Genomic DNA, 13,095 nt, shown 5'->3' on the forward strand with positions numbered 1-13,095 from the left:
TGACTCATGTAGAGGAGTTGGGCACTCTCTTACATGTCACTCATGCACATGAGTACATGAGTGCACGACATGCGTGTGCATCGTCGTTTGACCTGCATAAACGGGCGTCGAATCTTCCGATGCGACGCCAAGGGGCCCGGGATAGAGCGGGCCGAGGGCGCACCCGACCCTTGTCATTCGGGAGGGCTTAGACCGAAAGGTCACGTCTCCATACGCCTACAACGGGGTCATGCCGCGCTACCTGGTACGGGCGCTGGCACCCCCGAAGGAGACACGCACATCGTCCCGGCATTCAGCCGTGAAGGGCGCGGGATCGAATCTCGCCCGGGGCACTCCGGCCGCGTTCACGTGGCCGTGCCGCGCGTCTGGCGTGGCTGATCACTCACAACGGCGTGCACCCCCGGAGAGGCAACTCCGGGGGTGCTGTTCGGGCCGTTTCACCTGCTAGGGAGACCACGACCCATGGACCACATCGTCACTGTTCAGGAAGCTGTTACCGCGTTCGCTCCGTGGATGGAGCCGACGGACGCGGAGCTGGCTGCGATCGAGCTGGAGATGCCCGCGATCCTCGCGGATGTCGACCTGGTCGACGCGGAGATTGCCGCTCTGGAGACCCGGCCGGCCGAGCTGGACGCCCGCCGTACCCGCCGGGCCCGTCGCAAGGCCCTGGCCACGCGCGCCGTGCTGGCCAACCGTGCCGCCTGCGGGGAGGCGGCGTGATCCGCATCGTCACCGCCGGGCGCCTCGCCCGGCTGGAGCAGGAAGCCGACCAGGCCCGCGACCGTGCGCGGGACGTACAGGCGCAGGCGGACGCTGCGTGGGGAAGCCAGGTGCGGGAGCTGTACGCCGTCACCGACCGCGCGGAGCGGGCAGAGGCCACCACCAATGAAGTGGGCGTCCTGCTGTCCGGCGCACTGGCGGAGCTGTCCGACGCGCAGCAAGAGCTGCTGCGCAAGGACATCGAGATCCGCCGACTGCGTGAGGTGCTGGACTCGGGGGTGTTGGTGGGGCGGTCGCTGACGGTGCTGATGCACTACGGCGAGCCGCACACCGTCTACGCCACCCGCGAGGACGCGTTGGCGGACACGGCCACGCACGGCGTGCCCGCCGGCACCGCGTGGGTGCCCTGCGGTGAACGCCCGGCGTCCGCGTCCACGTGGTGCGTCGCAGCGTTCATCTACGACGCCGGCTGCAAGGGCTACCGCCGCTCGTTCATGCCCGCTCCGGAGCCGGTCGGGGGTGCGGCGTGAACAGTGTTCAGACCCGTTCAGCAGAGCGCGCCCTGTCCGGCGGCACCTGGCTCATCGTGTGCGGCGCGATGCTCTACTCCATCCTCACCGTCACACCGCTCATGGCGAAGCACACGGCCGAGCAGTGGGACTGGACAGCGCCGATCCTGCCCCTCGTGGTGGACGCCGCCGTCGTCATCGTGGTCAAGCTCGATGACGTCCTGGCCCGCCTGGGCGGGCACGGCGGCCGCTGGCCGGTCGTGCTGCGGTGGATGACCGGGCTGATGACCCTCGCCCTCAACACCGCCGACTCTGCACTGAAGAAAGACCTGGTCGGCGTAGCAGTCCACGCCGTCGCGCCACTGCTGCTGATCGTCACCGCAGAGACTTCCCTGGCCTACCGGCGGGCTATCGCCCGCGCGGTGGCCGCGCTGGAAGCCGAGCAGCAGGCCGAGCGGGAGCGGCGCGAGCAGGCGGCCCGCGAGCGTGCCGCACAGGCCCGCGCGGAGGCCCGCGAGGAGCGCGAGCACGCCGCGCAGTTGGCCCGTGAACAACGTGAACACGAAGCCTCACTCGCCCGCGAGCAGGCCGAGCGGGAAGAGCGGCAGCGCCGCGAGGAGCGGGAAGCCCGGGAGCGGGCGGAGGCTGCCGAGCGGGCCGAGCGTGAACGCCGTGAACGCGAGCGTGAACAGCGTGAACAGGAGCGTGAACGGGCCGAGCGGGAAGCCACCGCACGCCTGGCCCGCGAGCGCGCCGAACGCGAGGCGCGTGAACGCCGTGAACACCAGGAGCGCGAGGAGCGGGCCGAGCGTGAACGCGCCGCCCTGCTGGCCCGCGGCCCGGCCAACGGCAAGCTCCCCGAGGACGACGCCCGCCAGATCGTGGCCGCCGCGTTCGGCGCCGGACTGTCCGTGCGCTCCGCCGCGGAGCTGTGCGGCTGGTCGGTCGGATGGGTGTCCACCCGCTACGCCGAACACCGCGACCCGAGCACGGCCGGTGCGTCGCTGGCCATCGCCAGCCAGTGATGGGCACCGTCCCCGTCTACCCGTGGCGGCTCGCCCCGGACGGATTGGCCACGAAGCGCCAGCTGCGCGCGCTCGGGCTGCGTCCCGGCGGGCAGGACGTGGCCGCGCAGGTCGAGCGCCCGCGCCGTCGTCGTGAACCGCTGGTCGCCTACCTCTACCGCGTCGAGCAGGCCAAGCCCGTCCGGCCGATGACGCCCGCGAAGTGGGCAGCGCTGGCCAAGGCCAATGCCGCCCGCCGGGTCTGCCCCGAGTGCCGGCGGGATGCCGGATACGTGATCCCGCCCTCGCTCGGCATATGCACCCCGTGTGCCTTCCCCGAGGAACAGCGCGCCGCCTGAACATCACTCCTGACCACGGGAGTTCGAGTGAAAGACACACGTCACCGCGCCCTGATGACGGGCGCCGTCGCCGTCAGTACGGCCCTGGCCGTTGTGATCGGCGTGCGACTGTCCGGCTACGGCGTGCCCGTCACGCTGCTGCTGGCCTGCTGCCTGTCCTGCGTGGCCACCTTCTCCAGCCTGCTGTTCCGCCTGGTCAGTGCCTGGTCGACGACCACGCACCGCTGCACACGGCCCGACTGCGACTTCCGCGTCAGCCTCACCCACGCCGACGCCACCGAAAACAGGCGCTGGCAGGAGATCGCCGCGCGTCACCCGCACCGCAGCCACTGAGCTGCGCCTTTCCCTGATTCGGCAGGCCCGGCCAACCGCCTCCTACAGCCCTGGCCGGGCCCTACTCCCATGAAGGAGTGCTCTCAGCATGACGGAAGTCAGCACCGAGCCGGTAGCCATCCGGGTCCCCGCACCGCCCCCGCCGCCCGCACCCGCCCCGGTCGAGCAGGCGCCGACCGATCCGGGGCCCGAGCACACGCCCGGCGGCTGGCCGGTCGTCCCGCTCGCCCTGGCCGGGGCGAACAGCACCGTGAGCATGGTCGCCACCGCCGCCCTGGTCGGCGGCCCGATCGCCGCCGCGGTGGCCGCGACCGGTGCCGTCGTCCTCGGCGCCGTGGCCGGCACGCGCAGCAGCAACACCAGCCCCCGCAAGGAAGCCCGCCGCACCGCCGCCCGCACCGCCGGACGATCCGCCGCACGCCGCGCGAGCCTGCGCCACGGCGGAGCAGGCACCGCTGGCACCCGTTCGGGCGGCGCGGGGGCCGGTCGATCCGGTGGCAAGTCGGGCAGCGGGCCCGGTCAGCACCGCCGCGGGGCGGGCCCGTCCGCCCGTCGCGGCAGCACCGCAACCGGCACGGCCAGCAAGCCCGGCAGCAGCACCGGCAAGGGCACGACCGCCAAGCACACGGCCGGTCCCGTCGGGAAGGCTGCGGGCAAGGCGGGGCAGGTCAAGGCCCTGCGCCGGTCCGCACAGCAGGCCGCTCCCGGTTCCCGGGCCGGGCAGCGGGCGCAGATCACGGCGGCCCGCCGCGCGGTCGCGGACGCCCGCCGCAACGCCAAGGCCCGCACCACCGCCGGCGGCGCCGGGCTCACCTCCCGCGCCGGTCGCCGTGGCGGTCTGGGTGGTCGGATGCTCGGCGGTGCTGCACGTAAGGCCCGCGCTGCGCGGGATGCGGCGGTCGCCAAGAACCGTGCGAAGCGCGACGCGAAGACCGCCGGCACGGTCGCAGCGAAGCGCGCCGCGGTCCGCAAGGCGCCGGCCCGGCGGGCGGCGCGACAGGCGCTGCGCCGGTCCGCGGCCCGTTTCCACGGCCGGCGCCTGCTCGCCGCCCTGCTCGCCCTCCCGCTCGGGTTGCTCGGGCTGGTCACCAGCCCGATCGGCCGCAAGCTCGGACTGCCCTGGCTCATCCACCCCGGACGCCGCCTCTACCGGCGTCTGGCCAGCGTCGCGGCCGAGCAGCGGGCCGGACGGGATGAGGCGATCCGCAAGGAGCAGGCCGAGCAGGAAGCCGCCGCCGACGCGGAAGCCACCAAGGACGGCGCCGACGGCATCACCGACAGCGTCGAGCGTCCCGAGTCCACCGTTCCCATCAGCACGAACACCGAGTCGAGTGAGGGAGAGCACGTGTCCGGTTTCCGGTTCGAAGAGGCCGCCGCCGAGATGGAGCAGGCCGCCAACACCTACGACCCCGAGAACGCCATGGAGATCCTCGCCATGGTCGAGGGACTGCCCGCCGCCCTCACGTCGGTGGCGAACGTGATGAAGATCCTGGCCGAGCGCTCCGACTCCGAGTTCCCGCTGGAGAAGGAGGTCGCGGACGGCTTCAACGACATCTTCGGCGCCCTGATGAGCGCGGTCGCGGTCGCCGAGGACATGGGACCGCTGTTCCGCCAGGCCCACGAGCAGGACATCGCCCGGCACGAGGACCCCCGCAACGGCACCGAGGCCGAGAAGGGCTGGAACGTCTGACATGAGCAGCACCGCCACCGCCAAGAAGCAGGCGAGCAGTGGCCCGGTGCTGGACTGGGCGGCCGGTCACGGACCCGTGACCGGCGCCCTGTCCGCCACCACCGGAGCCTTCGCCGTCGCCACCACCGGCGCCGCCACCCACATGCCGCCCGGCTGGGCCCTGGCCGTGGGGGCGGCCGGCGCCCTCGGCCACACCATCGTCGGCCTGCGCATCCGCAACGCTGGCCGCACCCTGGCCACCCGCGCCGCCTCCTGGCTGGTCGGCGCCGGATGGACCACCTGGGCCATGACCCATGGTCCCCTCACCTGGGCCGCCCTCGGCTCCCTGGCCACCATGGGCGTCGGCATCGGCGCCGCCGCCCGATCGGCCGCCCTCTTCGAAGAGGCCCGCGAGGAGGAAGCCCTCGCAGCCGAGCGGCGGCAGGTCGCCGCTGAGCTGTCCGCGGACCGGCGGGCGATCGCCGCGGAATGGGTCGACCGCATCCAGCGGGTGTGCTCGATCACCGTGCGCGTGGTCGGCGTCGAGCAGTGGGAGACCGGCGCCGGCTACTCCATCGACGCCGAACTCCCCGCCGGCGGCGCCACCTGGAACAAGATCGCCGCCGAGTCCGCGCGACTGTCGGCGGACGCACGCCTGCCGCACGGCTGCACCGCCACCGCGTCCCCCGGCGTCCACCAGGGTCGCGTCATCATCGACGTGACCACGGTCAACGTGCTGGAACAGGAGCGCACCTACCCGTCCGACTACGGGCCGCTCTCCGTCCACACCGGCATCCCCTGGGGCTACCGCACGAACGCGGAACAGATCCTCGCCTACCTGCGCGAGCAGTGCGCGCTCATCGTCGGACCGACCGGATCGGGCAAGACCAACATGGTCCACTCGATCCTCGCCGGGTTCGCCCGCGCCGACGACATCCTCACCTGGGTCATCGACCTCAACGCCGGATCCGCGGGCCTGCCCTGGGTGCTTCCCGCCCTCAACGGCGAGATCAGTGCCCCGGACGGGATGGCGGTGCGGCCCGGTATCGACTGGCTCGCCGGAACGTACGACGAGGCCATGACCATGCTCGATGTGGCGGTGCGCGTGGCCAAGCAGCGCAAGATGGGCTACCAGGACGTACTGGCCCGTGCGAACACGGATCTGCTGCCGATCAGCGCGAAGGTTCCCCAGATCATGCTGGTCATCGACGAGGGTGCGGAGATCCTGGCCAGCCCGGACCGGCAGGTCCGCAAGCTCGGGGAAAAGATCCTGGAGGTGATCCGGATCGCCCGCGCCATGGGCATCCGCACCGTCCTCACGGCCCTCGGAGCGACCGGCAGTGTGCTGAGCAATCTCATGATCCGTCGGGAAGCCAAGGTCCGCGTCGCCCTGACCGGAGGCGAGAAGGAGGGCATGGACCTGTCGAAGATGTTCCCCGGCTCCCGCGGGCTGCGCGTCGAGCAGGCCCCGCACAAGGGCGCCGGGTTCATGGGCACCCCCGAGTCCCCGGCCGCGCTGTTCAAGGCGTGGCGGATCCTGCCCAACCAGATCCGGGAGATCATCGCCGCCACCTCCGAGCGGCACCCCACCCTGGACACGGTGTCCGCCAAGGCGGCCGGGCCCGCCTACGCCCGCCGCTGGGACTCCGACCGCACCGCGTGGATGCGCGACCAGGCCACCACCGACGACGCCGGCACCATCGGCACGGGCGACTCGGGCCTGAAGCTGTCCGCGTTCAACCGTCCGGAGCAGGCGCCCGTTTCGCCGGAAGACGAGATGCTGCGCCAGTTCCGGGAGCAGATCGACGCCAAGTTCGGGACCGCTCCGGAACCGCAGACCCCCACGGGGAATGACGGGCCGCCGGCCGGGGGCGGGTTGAACCTGTCGGCGCTGCGGGGCGAGCAGGACAGCCCCGCACAGCAGGCGGCGCTGGCGCTGCTGCTCGCCGCCGGCCGCGAGGGCACCGGGGCATCCGCGATCGCCCGCGCGCTCTCCGAGGAGCACGGCACGTCACGTCAGACGGTCGTCGGCTGGCTGCGGGACTGGGTCAAGGACGGCACCGCCGTCCGCGTCGGGGAAGGCACCAAGGCCCGCTACGTCCACCGCCAGCACGCCCCCGAGCAGCCGCCGGAAGGCTGACCACGGCCCGGGAAGCTGCTACTCCCAGCCCATGTCCCGGGCGACGATCTCCCGGGCCCGTTCCAGATCGCTCTCCGTCGTTCCGAGTGCCCACTCGTCGAGCTGTGCCAACAGATCGGTCAGGGCCTGCTTCTCCGCTTTATGGTTGACCGGCAGCCGGTCAAAGTCCAGCTCCATCAGCCAGTGAAAGAGCACCACCACATCGGGCGCCCAGAGGCTGATGTCGACATGAGAGTCAAGGTCCAGCGGGCCGGTTGCATCGTCGGTCATGAGCGAACCATACGGCCGACCGTTCGAACCACGATCTTGCACTTCCACCCCGACTTGCTGCTTGTCGCCCCCGCTCCGGGAAGGGCTCTTGGCGGCCTGCTGAAGGCCTGAAACGGCTTGTGACCTGCAAGGCGACAAGCGACAAGACAAGACAAGCGACAAGCCACACGACAAGCACGCGACAAGGAAGACGACAAGCCACGCGACAAGCACACCCACCCATCCGAGCGGGCCCGCACCAGTCCCTGGTGCGGGCCCGCGGCTCATCCGAGGAGCCCCGCAATGGACCACCGCACCCCGCCGGGGAACATCGCCCCGCACATACCCACCGCCGACTGGCAGCGCGCACAGGCCACCGGACAGCCCGTCGTCATCGTCGTCAACGACACGCACCCGGCCGGCATCCCCTGGCGCCGGGCGCTGATCCCGTTCGCGATCGCCGGGGCGGTCGTGGCCGGCGGCTGGGGACTGGTCGCCTGCCTGTGCCTGCTGCTCGACGCCGCGGCCCACACCGCCACCGTCGTCGCCGGCGCCGCCGGACCCATCGGCATCGGCGGCATCACCCTCAAGCTCGCCCGCAGCAAGACCACCTAGATACGCCCGGGGCGACCGCCCCTCTCGCCAAAGATTCGCGGTCGCCCCGGCCAACCGGCCCACAACAGACCTGTTGGAGGTCTCCCAGCATGACTCAACCGACCGACATCCGGCGAGACGGCGAGCGACCGTTACTCCTGGACCTCTTCTCGTGCGCCGGCGGCGCCGCGATGGGCTACCTGCGCGCCGGCTTCCGTGTGCACGGCTGCGACATCGCCCACCGGCCCAACTACCCCTTCCCGTACCACCGGGGCGACGCACTCGCCCACCTCGCCCACCTGATCACCACGGGCGAGATCCGCCGGTACACGTTCGTCCACGCCTCCCCGCCCTGCCAGGCCAAGTGCTCCCTGACCATCGGCACCAACCAGTCCAAGGGATGGGGCGGCACGCACGAGGACCTCGTGGCACCCACCCGCGAACTGCTCGACCAGACCGGCCTGCCGTACGTCATCGAGCAGCCCAATGGACGTGCCGAGATCCGCAAAGACCTCCGGTTGTGCGGCGAGATGTACGGGCTCGGGGTCATCCGGCACCGCAACTTCGAGTTGGGCGGCTGGAGTGCCCCGCAACCGGACCACGTCCCGCACCGGGGCCGCGTGCGTGGCTACCGGCACGGTGAGTTCCACGAGGGCCCCTACGTCGCCCCGTACGGCAACGGTGGCGGCAAGCCCACCGTTGCGGAGCTGCAAGCGGCGATGGGCATCACGTGGACCGACGTGCGCGAGGAGCTGACCGAGGCCATCCCGCCCGCCTACAGCGAGTACATCGGTCGCGCCTTCCGGGCCTCCCGCGTCGCGCTGGGGGTGGCGGCATGAGCCGTATCCCGACCGCCGATCTGGCCTGCCTCCCCCTGCTCGCCTCCGCCCTCACCAGCGCGGAACGCGGCTGGCCCGTCATCCCCCTGCACCCTCGCGCGAAGCGGCCGGCCGGGCACGCCGAACGCGACTGCCCCGGCACGGGGCGGTGTGCGGGCGGGCACCGCAAGCCCGAGCAGCGCGCCACGACCGACCCCGATCTGATCCACACGACGTGGGCGACGCGCCCGTACAACGTGGGGATCGCGACCGGCCCGGCCGGGCTGCTGGTCGTTGACCTGGACGTGTGCAAGCCCGAAGAGCCAGAAGGAGCGCCTGACGGCGCCACTTCCTTGCAAGCGCTCTGCGAGCGCGCCGGCCAGGTACTCCCAACCACCTACCGGGTGCGGACCGCGCGAGGCGGGGAGCACCTGTACTTCACCGCCCCGGACGGGATGCGGTTGAAGTGCAGCGCGAACCGTCTCGGGCCGCACATCGATACTCGGGCGTGGGGCGGCTACGTCGTCGCCCCCGGCAGCACCACCCCCGACGGCGCCTACGAGGTGACCGATGACGCCCCCGTGGCACCGCTGCCCGGGTGGCTGGCCGAACGGCTCACCGAGCCGGACCGGCCCGCAGTCGTCCCCCTGGCGCCGGTGCGGGATGGCACCCGGGCCGCCCGTACGGCGCTGGAGCGGGAGTGCGCGGTCATCGCCGCCACGACCGACGGCGGACGCAACAACACCCTGCACCGCAGCGCCTGCAAGATCGCCCGGTTCGTCGCGTGGGGCGACCTCCCCCGGGACGTGGCGGAGCAGGCAATCCAGGGGGCGGGGGAGTCCACGGGTCTGCCGCCGGCCGAGTGCCGCACCACCATCCGCAGCGCCATGGACTGGGTCATCACCCACGCCACCCCACGGCAGGCAGCCTCATGACCGGCCCCGACTCCCCCCGCCTGGATTGCCCCACCAGCCGGACCACCGGTCCGCAAGCCGCTCCACAGCCTGTGGATGCTGCGGGCGTGGGCGAGCCGAAAGGCGCCGCCCGCAAGGGCGTCGTAAGTGTCCTTTTCTCGAACCGATCCCAGATCCGGCCGGGCGTCGAGCCGACTTCGGACGCGCCCGGTATCCGGATCTTTGCTCCGCCGGTCTACCGGCACCACTACGACGGCGCCCGCTGGTCCACGCGGCCCGGCGCCCTGCCCACCGCCGCCTACGCCTGCCGTTGTGGGCAGACCGGCACCGCCGCCGGCCCGGAGAAGGTGGCCGCGCTGGTCGCCGAGTACGACGCCCACCAGTCCGCCTGCCCCGGGGCGCCCGCCGCGCCCGCCGAAGGGAGGGATGCCGCATGACCGCCCCGCACACCATCGACGGCGCCGCGCTGCTCGATGAGGTGGAAGCCTTCCACCGCCGCTTCAACGTCTTCCCCACCGAAGCCGCCTACGTCGCCGTCGCCCTGTGGGACGCACACGCCCACCTCATCGACTGCTTCGAGACCACCCCGCGGATCGCGTTCCTCTCCCCGGAGCCCGGATCGGGCAAGTCCCGCGCGCTGGAGATCGTGGAACTCCTCACCCCCCGCCCGGTCGCCACCGTGTCCGCATCCGCCAACGCCCTCTACCGGCTGGTCGACTCCGCCGAGGGCCTGCCCACGGTGCTGTTCGACGAGGTAGACACCATCTTCGGCCCCAAGGCCGGCGCCGACGAGGCACTGCGCGGCTTCCTGAACGCCGGATACCGGCGCATCGGCGGCGCCCTGCGCTGCGTCGGAGAAGGCTCCAACCAGAACGCGCAGGTCTTCAACTCCTACTGCGCGGTCGCCATGGCCGGACTCGGCTCACTGCCCGACACCGTCCTGACCCGCTCGGTCATCGTCCGCATGCGCAAGCGCGCCCCGAACGAGAAGGTCGAGCCCTACCGCCAACGCATCCACGAGAAGCAGGGCCACGCCCTGCGTGACCGGCTCGCCAAATGGGCCGACACCGTCCGCGACCAGGTCTCCCAAGCCTGGCCGGCCATGCCCGACGGAGTCTCCGACCGGCCCGCCGACGTGTGGGAACCCCTGCTCGCCGTCGCGGACGCGATCGGCGGCGACTGGCCCGGCCGGGCCCGCGCCGCCTGCCTGGAACTGATCAGCGCCGCCCACGACAACGACGAAGCCTCCCTCGGAGTACGGCTGCTGACCGACCTGCGCGACAAGGTATTCGGCGGCGCCGACCGGATGCCGACAGCCGCCATCATCGAATGCCTGCTGCGCATGGACGACGCCCCCTGGGGCGACCTGGACGACAAGCCGATCAACTCCCGCACCCTCGCCCGCCTCCTCGGCCAGTACGTCACCCCGGCCAACAAGCCGATCAAACCGCGCGGCATCCGCACCCCCTCGGGCTTCCCCAAGGGCTACTACGCGGAAGACCTCACGGACGCCTGGACGCGGTACTGCCCTCCCTCCCCCGAGGAATCCGCCACGTCCGCCACGTCCGCCACACCGCAGGTCAACAGGGGTGAATCCGTGGCGGATACCGCCACACCCATCCGCCACATGTCTGCGGAAGCCGCCACACAGCCCACCCTCGCCCACTGACCGGAGCAGACGCCCCAGTGCCGCCCCACCCTGCGGGGTGTGGCGGCACCTATCCGCCACAACACCGCTATCCGCCACACGATCAAGTCTCTGACCTGCGATGTGGCGGCGTGGCGGACGTGGCGGATCTCCCGGAAGAGACAGCGAGGCATCCCCCAATCCATCCGGCATCACAGTCAGACAAGGAGTGCCCCATCCATGGACACGTCCCAGCTCCCTGAAGCCGCGGACTCCACCCTCGTTCTTCTGACCGTTGAGGAGGCGGCTCGACGCCTCTGCATCGGCCGCACCACCTGCTATCAGCTCATCCGCTCCGGAGAGCTGGAATCCATCCCGGTCGGCAGCTTGCGCCGCGTCCCTGCCGACGCCCCCGCCGCGTACGTGGCCCGCCGGCGTGCTGAGCAGCGCGCCGCCTGATCCCCACTCGGAGCGCCGCCCAGACATTGGGCGGCGCTCCGATCCGTCTACCTCGCACCGACCGGAGGAACTGCCAGTGGCAGAGGAGAAAAAGCGCACCCGCCGTGCCAACGGTGAATCGGCCATCTACCTGGGCAAGGACGGACGCTGGCACGCCCGTGTGCCCATGGGTTACAAGGACGACGGATCGCCCTACCGCCGACACCTGACGCGCCCCACGCGCAAGGAGCTGGTGGACGAGGTCCGACGACTGGAGAAGCAGCGCGACGAGGGGTCCGCTCGGCAGCCCGGCAAGCCGTGGATGGTCGCGAAGTGGCTTGAGCACTGGGTCGAGAACATCGCCAAGCCCGTCGTGAGCGAGAACACGTACGCCGGATACGAGGTGGCAGTCCGGGTGCACCTGGTGCCGGGCATCGGCCGGCACCGCATCGACCGCCTGGAGCCAGAGCACCTGGAGAGCCTGTACCGCCGGATGCAGAGCGCCGGCAGCAAGGCGGGCACCGCGCACCAGGCTCACCGGACCGCGCGTACGGCCCTGGGGGAAGCTGTGCGGCGCGGTCACGCGGCGAAGAACGCTGCTGCGCTCGCGAAGCCTCCCCGGATGGAAGAGGACGAGAACGAGGTAGAGCCCTACTCAGTCGACGAGGTGCAGAGTCTCCTGCTCGAAGTGAACAAGCGCCGGAACAGTGCCCGCTGGATGCTGGCACTGGCGCTGGGGTTGCGGCAGGGGGAGACGCTCGGCCTGCGGTGGTCAGACGTGGACCTGGACAACGAGTACCTGAAGCTTCGCCGGAACCGGTTGCGGCCGAAGTACGAGCACGGGTGTGGCGAGGCGGCCCCGTGCGGCCGGAAGGCGGGCTACTGCCCGGCCCGGGTGCAGGTGCGGCGCGAGACGAAGAACACTAAGTCACGCGCCGGGCGCCGCGCTGTGCCCCTTCCCGGCCCGCTGGTCGTGATGCTCCGCTCCCACCGGGAGGCACAGGCCCGGGAGCGTGCGGCGGCCGGGAACCTGTGGACCGAGTCCGAGTACGTGTTCACCAAGCCGTTGGGCGGGCCGCTCAGTCCGAACACGGACTACCACGACTGGAAGCGGCTGCTGGAAGACGCCGGCGTCCGGGACGGGCGTCTGCACGACGCAAGGCACACGGCGGGGACCGTGCTGATGCTGCTCGGGGTCCCGGACCGGGTCATTGACCAGATCATGGGTTGGGAGCCGGGCGGCGCCGCTCGGATGCGAGCGCGGTACCTGCACGTGACCGATCCCATGCTCAAGGAAGCGGCGCGGAAGATCTCGCACGCCATCTGGGGACCACCGGGAAACCTCGCTGTGGACAAAGACCAGGACAACGAGGCGTAGGGACAACGACGAAGGGCCCCCTGTTTCCAGGGGGCCCTTCGACATCGTGCCCGGTGAGGCACTGGCGGAGGATACGAGATTCGAACTCGTGAGGGGTTGCCCCCAACACGCTTTCCAAGCGTGCGCCCTAGGCCTCTAGGCGAATCCTCCGCCGAGAACATTACATGACGTCGGGGAGTGCTTGCGAACTCGTTCCGAGGGCCCCGCATCGGGTAACGTGTGGCCCAGCCCCTCACGCGGCGCTATCTGACTGAACTCCCCCAGGGCCGGAAGGCAGCAAGGGTAGGTCGGCTCTGGCGGGTGCGTGGGGGGCGTCTCGTTTGCGGGCGGTCCGGTTGTCGGT

General features: G+C 71.4%; 15 protein-coding genes, 1 tRNA gene and 1 other RNA gene. 15 read left to right on the forward strand and 2 right to left on the reverse strand.

The genetic code is table 11. The features are described 5' to 3' along the window. Positions 1–462 precede the first annotated feature (462 nt). The 7 genes from NI25_RS20065 (at position 463) to NI25_RS20095 (ending at position 6,734) form a co-directional block, all read left to right on the forward strand. Positions 463–720, forward strand: a complete 258-nt coding sequence (locus tag NI25_RS20065) for a DUF6284 family protein (RefSeq protein ID WP_061443763.1) — start codon at positions 463–465, stop codon at positions 718–720. After that, on the forward strand, positions 717–1,250 hold the full coding sequence (locus tag NI25_RS20070) for a hypothetical protein (protein WP_061443764.1): 534 nt from the start codon (positions 717–719) through the stop codon (positions 1,248–1,250). Before NI25_RS20065 ends, NI25_RS20070 begins: the two co-directional genes overlap by 4 nt. Beyond that, positions 1,247–2,254, forward strand: a complete 1,008-nt coding sequence (locus NI25_RS20075; protein WP_061443765.1) for a hypothetical protein — start codon at positions 1,247–1,249, stop codon at positions 2,252–2,254. The genes NI25_RS20070 and NI25_RS20075 overlap by 4 nt, the downstream gene beginning before the upstream one ends. Further along, on the forward strand, positions 2,254–2,592 hold the full coding sequence (locus tag NI25_RS20080; RefSeq protein WP_061443766.1) for an RRQRL motif-containing zinc-binding protein: 339 nt from the start codon (positions 2,254–2,256) through the stop codon (positions 2,590–2,592). The genes NI25_RS20075 and NI25_RS20080 overlap by 1 nt, the downstream gene beginning before the upstream one ends. A 27-nt stretch (positions 2,593–2,619) precedes the next feature. Continuing rightward, on the forward strand, positions 2,620–2,925 hold the full coding sequence (locus tag NI25_RS20085) for a hypothetical protein (protein WP_148315137.1): 306 nt from the start codon (positions 2,620–2,622) through the stop codon (positions 2,923–2,925). Positions 2,926–3,013: 88 nt separating this feature from the next. Continuing rightward, positions 3,014–4,615, forward strand: coding sequence for a hypothetical protein (locus tag NI25_RS20090; RefSeq protein WP_061443768.1), 1,602 nt, complete (start codon positions 3,014–3,016; stop codon positions 4,613–4,615). 1 nt (position 4,616) lies between these two features. Next, on the forward strand, positions 4,617–6,734 hold the full coding sequence (locus NI25_RS20095) for a hypothetical protein (RefSeq protein WP_061443769.1): 2,118 nt from the start codon (positions 4,617–4,619) through the stop codon (positions 6,732–6,734). 18 nt (positions 6,735–6,752) lie between these two features. Here NI25_RS20095 and NI25_RS20100 read toward each other — a convergent pair whose 3' ends face one another. Further along, positions 6,753–7,004 carry a hypothetical protein gene (locus tag NI25_RS20100; protein ID WP_061443770.1) on the reverse strand — a complete coding sequence of 84 codons (252 nt, stop codon included), beginning with the start codon at positions 7,002–7,004 and terminating at the stop codon, positions 6,753–6,755. A gap of 282 nt (positions 7,005–7,286) precedes the next feature. Here NI25_RS20100 and NI25_RS20105 point away from each other — a divergent pair, with 282 nt between their 5' ends. From NI25_RS20105 to NI25_RS20135, 7 genes are all read left to right on the forward strand, one after another. After that, positions 7,287–7,598 (forward strand): hypothetical protein, encoded by a 312-nt coding sequence (locus NI25_RS20105; protein WP_061443771.1) that lies wholly within the window; start codon positions 7,287–7,289, stop codon positions 7,596–7,598. An 89-nt stretch (positions 7,599–7,687) separates the two neighbouring features. Continuing rightward, positions 7,688–8,416 (forward strand): DNA cytosine methyltransferase, encoded by a 729-nt coding sequence (locus NI25_RS20110; protein WP_061443772.1) that lies wholly within the window; start codon positions 7,688–7,690, stop codon positions 8,414–8,416. Further along, positions 8,413–9,330 carry a bifunctional DNA primase/polymerase gene (locus NI25_RS20115; protein WP_061443773.1) on the forward strand — a complete coding sequence of 306 codons (918 nt, stop codon included), beginning with the start codon at positions 8,413–8,415 and terminating at the stop codon, positions 9,328–9,330. Before NI25_RS20110 ends, NI25_RS20115 begins: the two co-directional genes overlap by 4 nt. An 86-nt stretch (positions 9,331–9,416) precedes the next feature. Next, positions 9,417–9,746: a hypothetical protein gene (locus tag NI25_RS20120; RefSeq protein ID WP_061443774.1), complete on the forward strand. Its 330-nt coding sequence runs from the start codon at positions 9,417–9,419 to the stop codon at positions 9,744–9,746. Beyond that, positions 9,743–10,978, forward strand: coding sequence for a DUF3631 domain-containing protein (locus NI25_RS20125; protein WP_061443775.1), 1,236 nt, complete (start codon positions 9,743–9,745; stop codon positions 10,976–10,978). The genes NI25_RS20120 and NI25_RS20125 overlap by 4 nt, the downstream gene beginning before the upstream one ends. A 198-nt stretch (positions 10,979–11,176) precedes the next feature. Beyond that, positions 11,177–11,395, forward strand: coding sequence for an excisionase family DNA-binding protein (locus tag NI25_RS20130; RefSeq protein WP_043382239.1), 219 nt, complete (start codon positions 11,177–11,179; stop codon positions 11,393–11,395). Between the two features lie 76 nt (positions 11,396–11,471). Beyond that, complete coding sequence (locus NI25_RS20135; RefSeq protein ID WP_061443776.1) at positions 11,472–12,752, forward strand: tyrosine-type recombinase/integrase; 1,281 nt, start codon at positions 11,472–11,474, stop codon at positions 12,750–12,752. A 62-nt stretch (positions 12,753–12,814) separates the two neighbouring features. Here the strand turns inward: NI25_RS20135 and NI25_RS20140 are convergent. After that, positions 12,815–12,902, reverse strand: a tRNA-Ser gene (locus NI25_RS20140). A 73-nt stretch (positions 12,903–12,975) separates the two neighbouring features. Here NI25_RS20140 and ffs point away from each other — a divergent pair. Further along, an RNA gene (gene ffs / locus NI25_RS20145) (signal recognition particle sRNA small type) lies at positions 12,976–13,072 on the forward strand. Positions 13,073–13,095: the final 23 nt, after the last annotated feature.

Origin of the sequence: Streptomyces sp. CCM_MD2014, from assembly GCF_000772045.1 — a bacterium.
GTDB classification, from domain to species: domain Bacteria; phylum Actinomycetota; class Actinomycetes; order Streptomycetales; family Streptomycetaceae; genus Streptomyces; species Streptomyces salinarius.

What these genes read in the sequence shown, in the direction of transcription:
- NI25_RS20065 (WP_061443763.1), top strand. Translation starts at nt 463, where the DNA reads ATGGACCACATCGTCACTGTTCAGGAAGCTGTTACCGCGTTCGCTCCG.
- NI25_RS20080 (WP_061443766.1), top strand. Translation starts at nt 2,254, where the DNA reads ATGGGCACCGTCCCCGTCTACCCGTGGCGGCTCGCCCCGGACGGATTG.
- NI25_RS20090 (WP_061443768.1), top strand. Translation starts at nt 3,014, where the DNA reads ATGACGGAAGTCAGCACCGAGCCGGTAGCCATCCGGGTCCCCGCACCG.
- NI25_RS20095 (WP_061443769.1), top strand. Translation starts at nt 4,617, where the DNA reads ATGAGCAGCACCGCCACCGCCAAGAAGCAGGCGAGCAGTGGCCCGGTG.
- NI25_RS20100 (WP_061443770.1), bottom strand. Translation starts at nt 7,004, where the DNA reads ATGACCGACGATGCAACCGGCCCGCTGGACCTTGACTCTCATGTCGAC.
- NI25_RS20105 (WP_061443771.1), top strand. Translation starts at nt 7,287, where the DNA reads ATGGACCACCGCACCCCGCCGGGGAACATCGCCCCGCACATACCCACC.
- NI25_RS20110 (WP_061443772.1), top strand. Translation starts at nt 7,688, where the DNA reads ATGACTCAACCGACCGACATCCGGCGAGACGGCGAGCGACCGTTACTC.
- NI25_RS20115 (WP_061443773.1), top strand. Translation starts at nt 8,413, where the DNA reads ATGAGCCGTATCCCGACCGCCGATCTGGCCTGCCTCCCCCTGCTCGCC.
- NI25_RS20125 (WP_061443775.1), top strand. Translation starts at nt 9,743, where the DNA reads ATGACCGCCCCGCACACCATCGACGGCGCCGCGCTGCTCGATGAGGTG.
- NI25_RS20130 (WP_043382239.1), top strand. Translation starts at nt 11,177, where the DNA reads ATGGACACGTCCCAGCTCCCTGAAGCCGCGGACTCCACCCTCGTTCTT.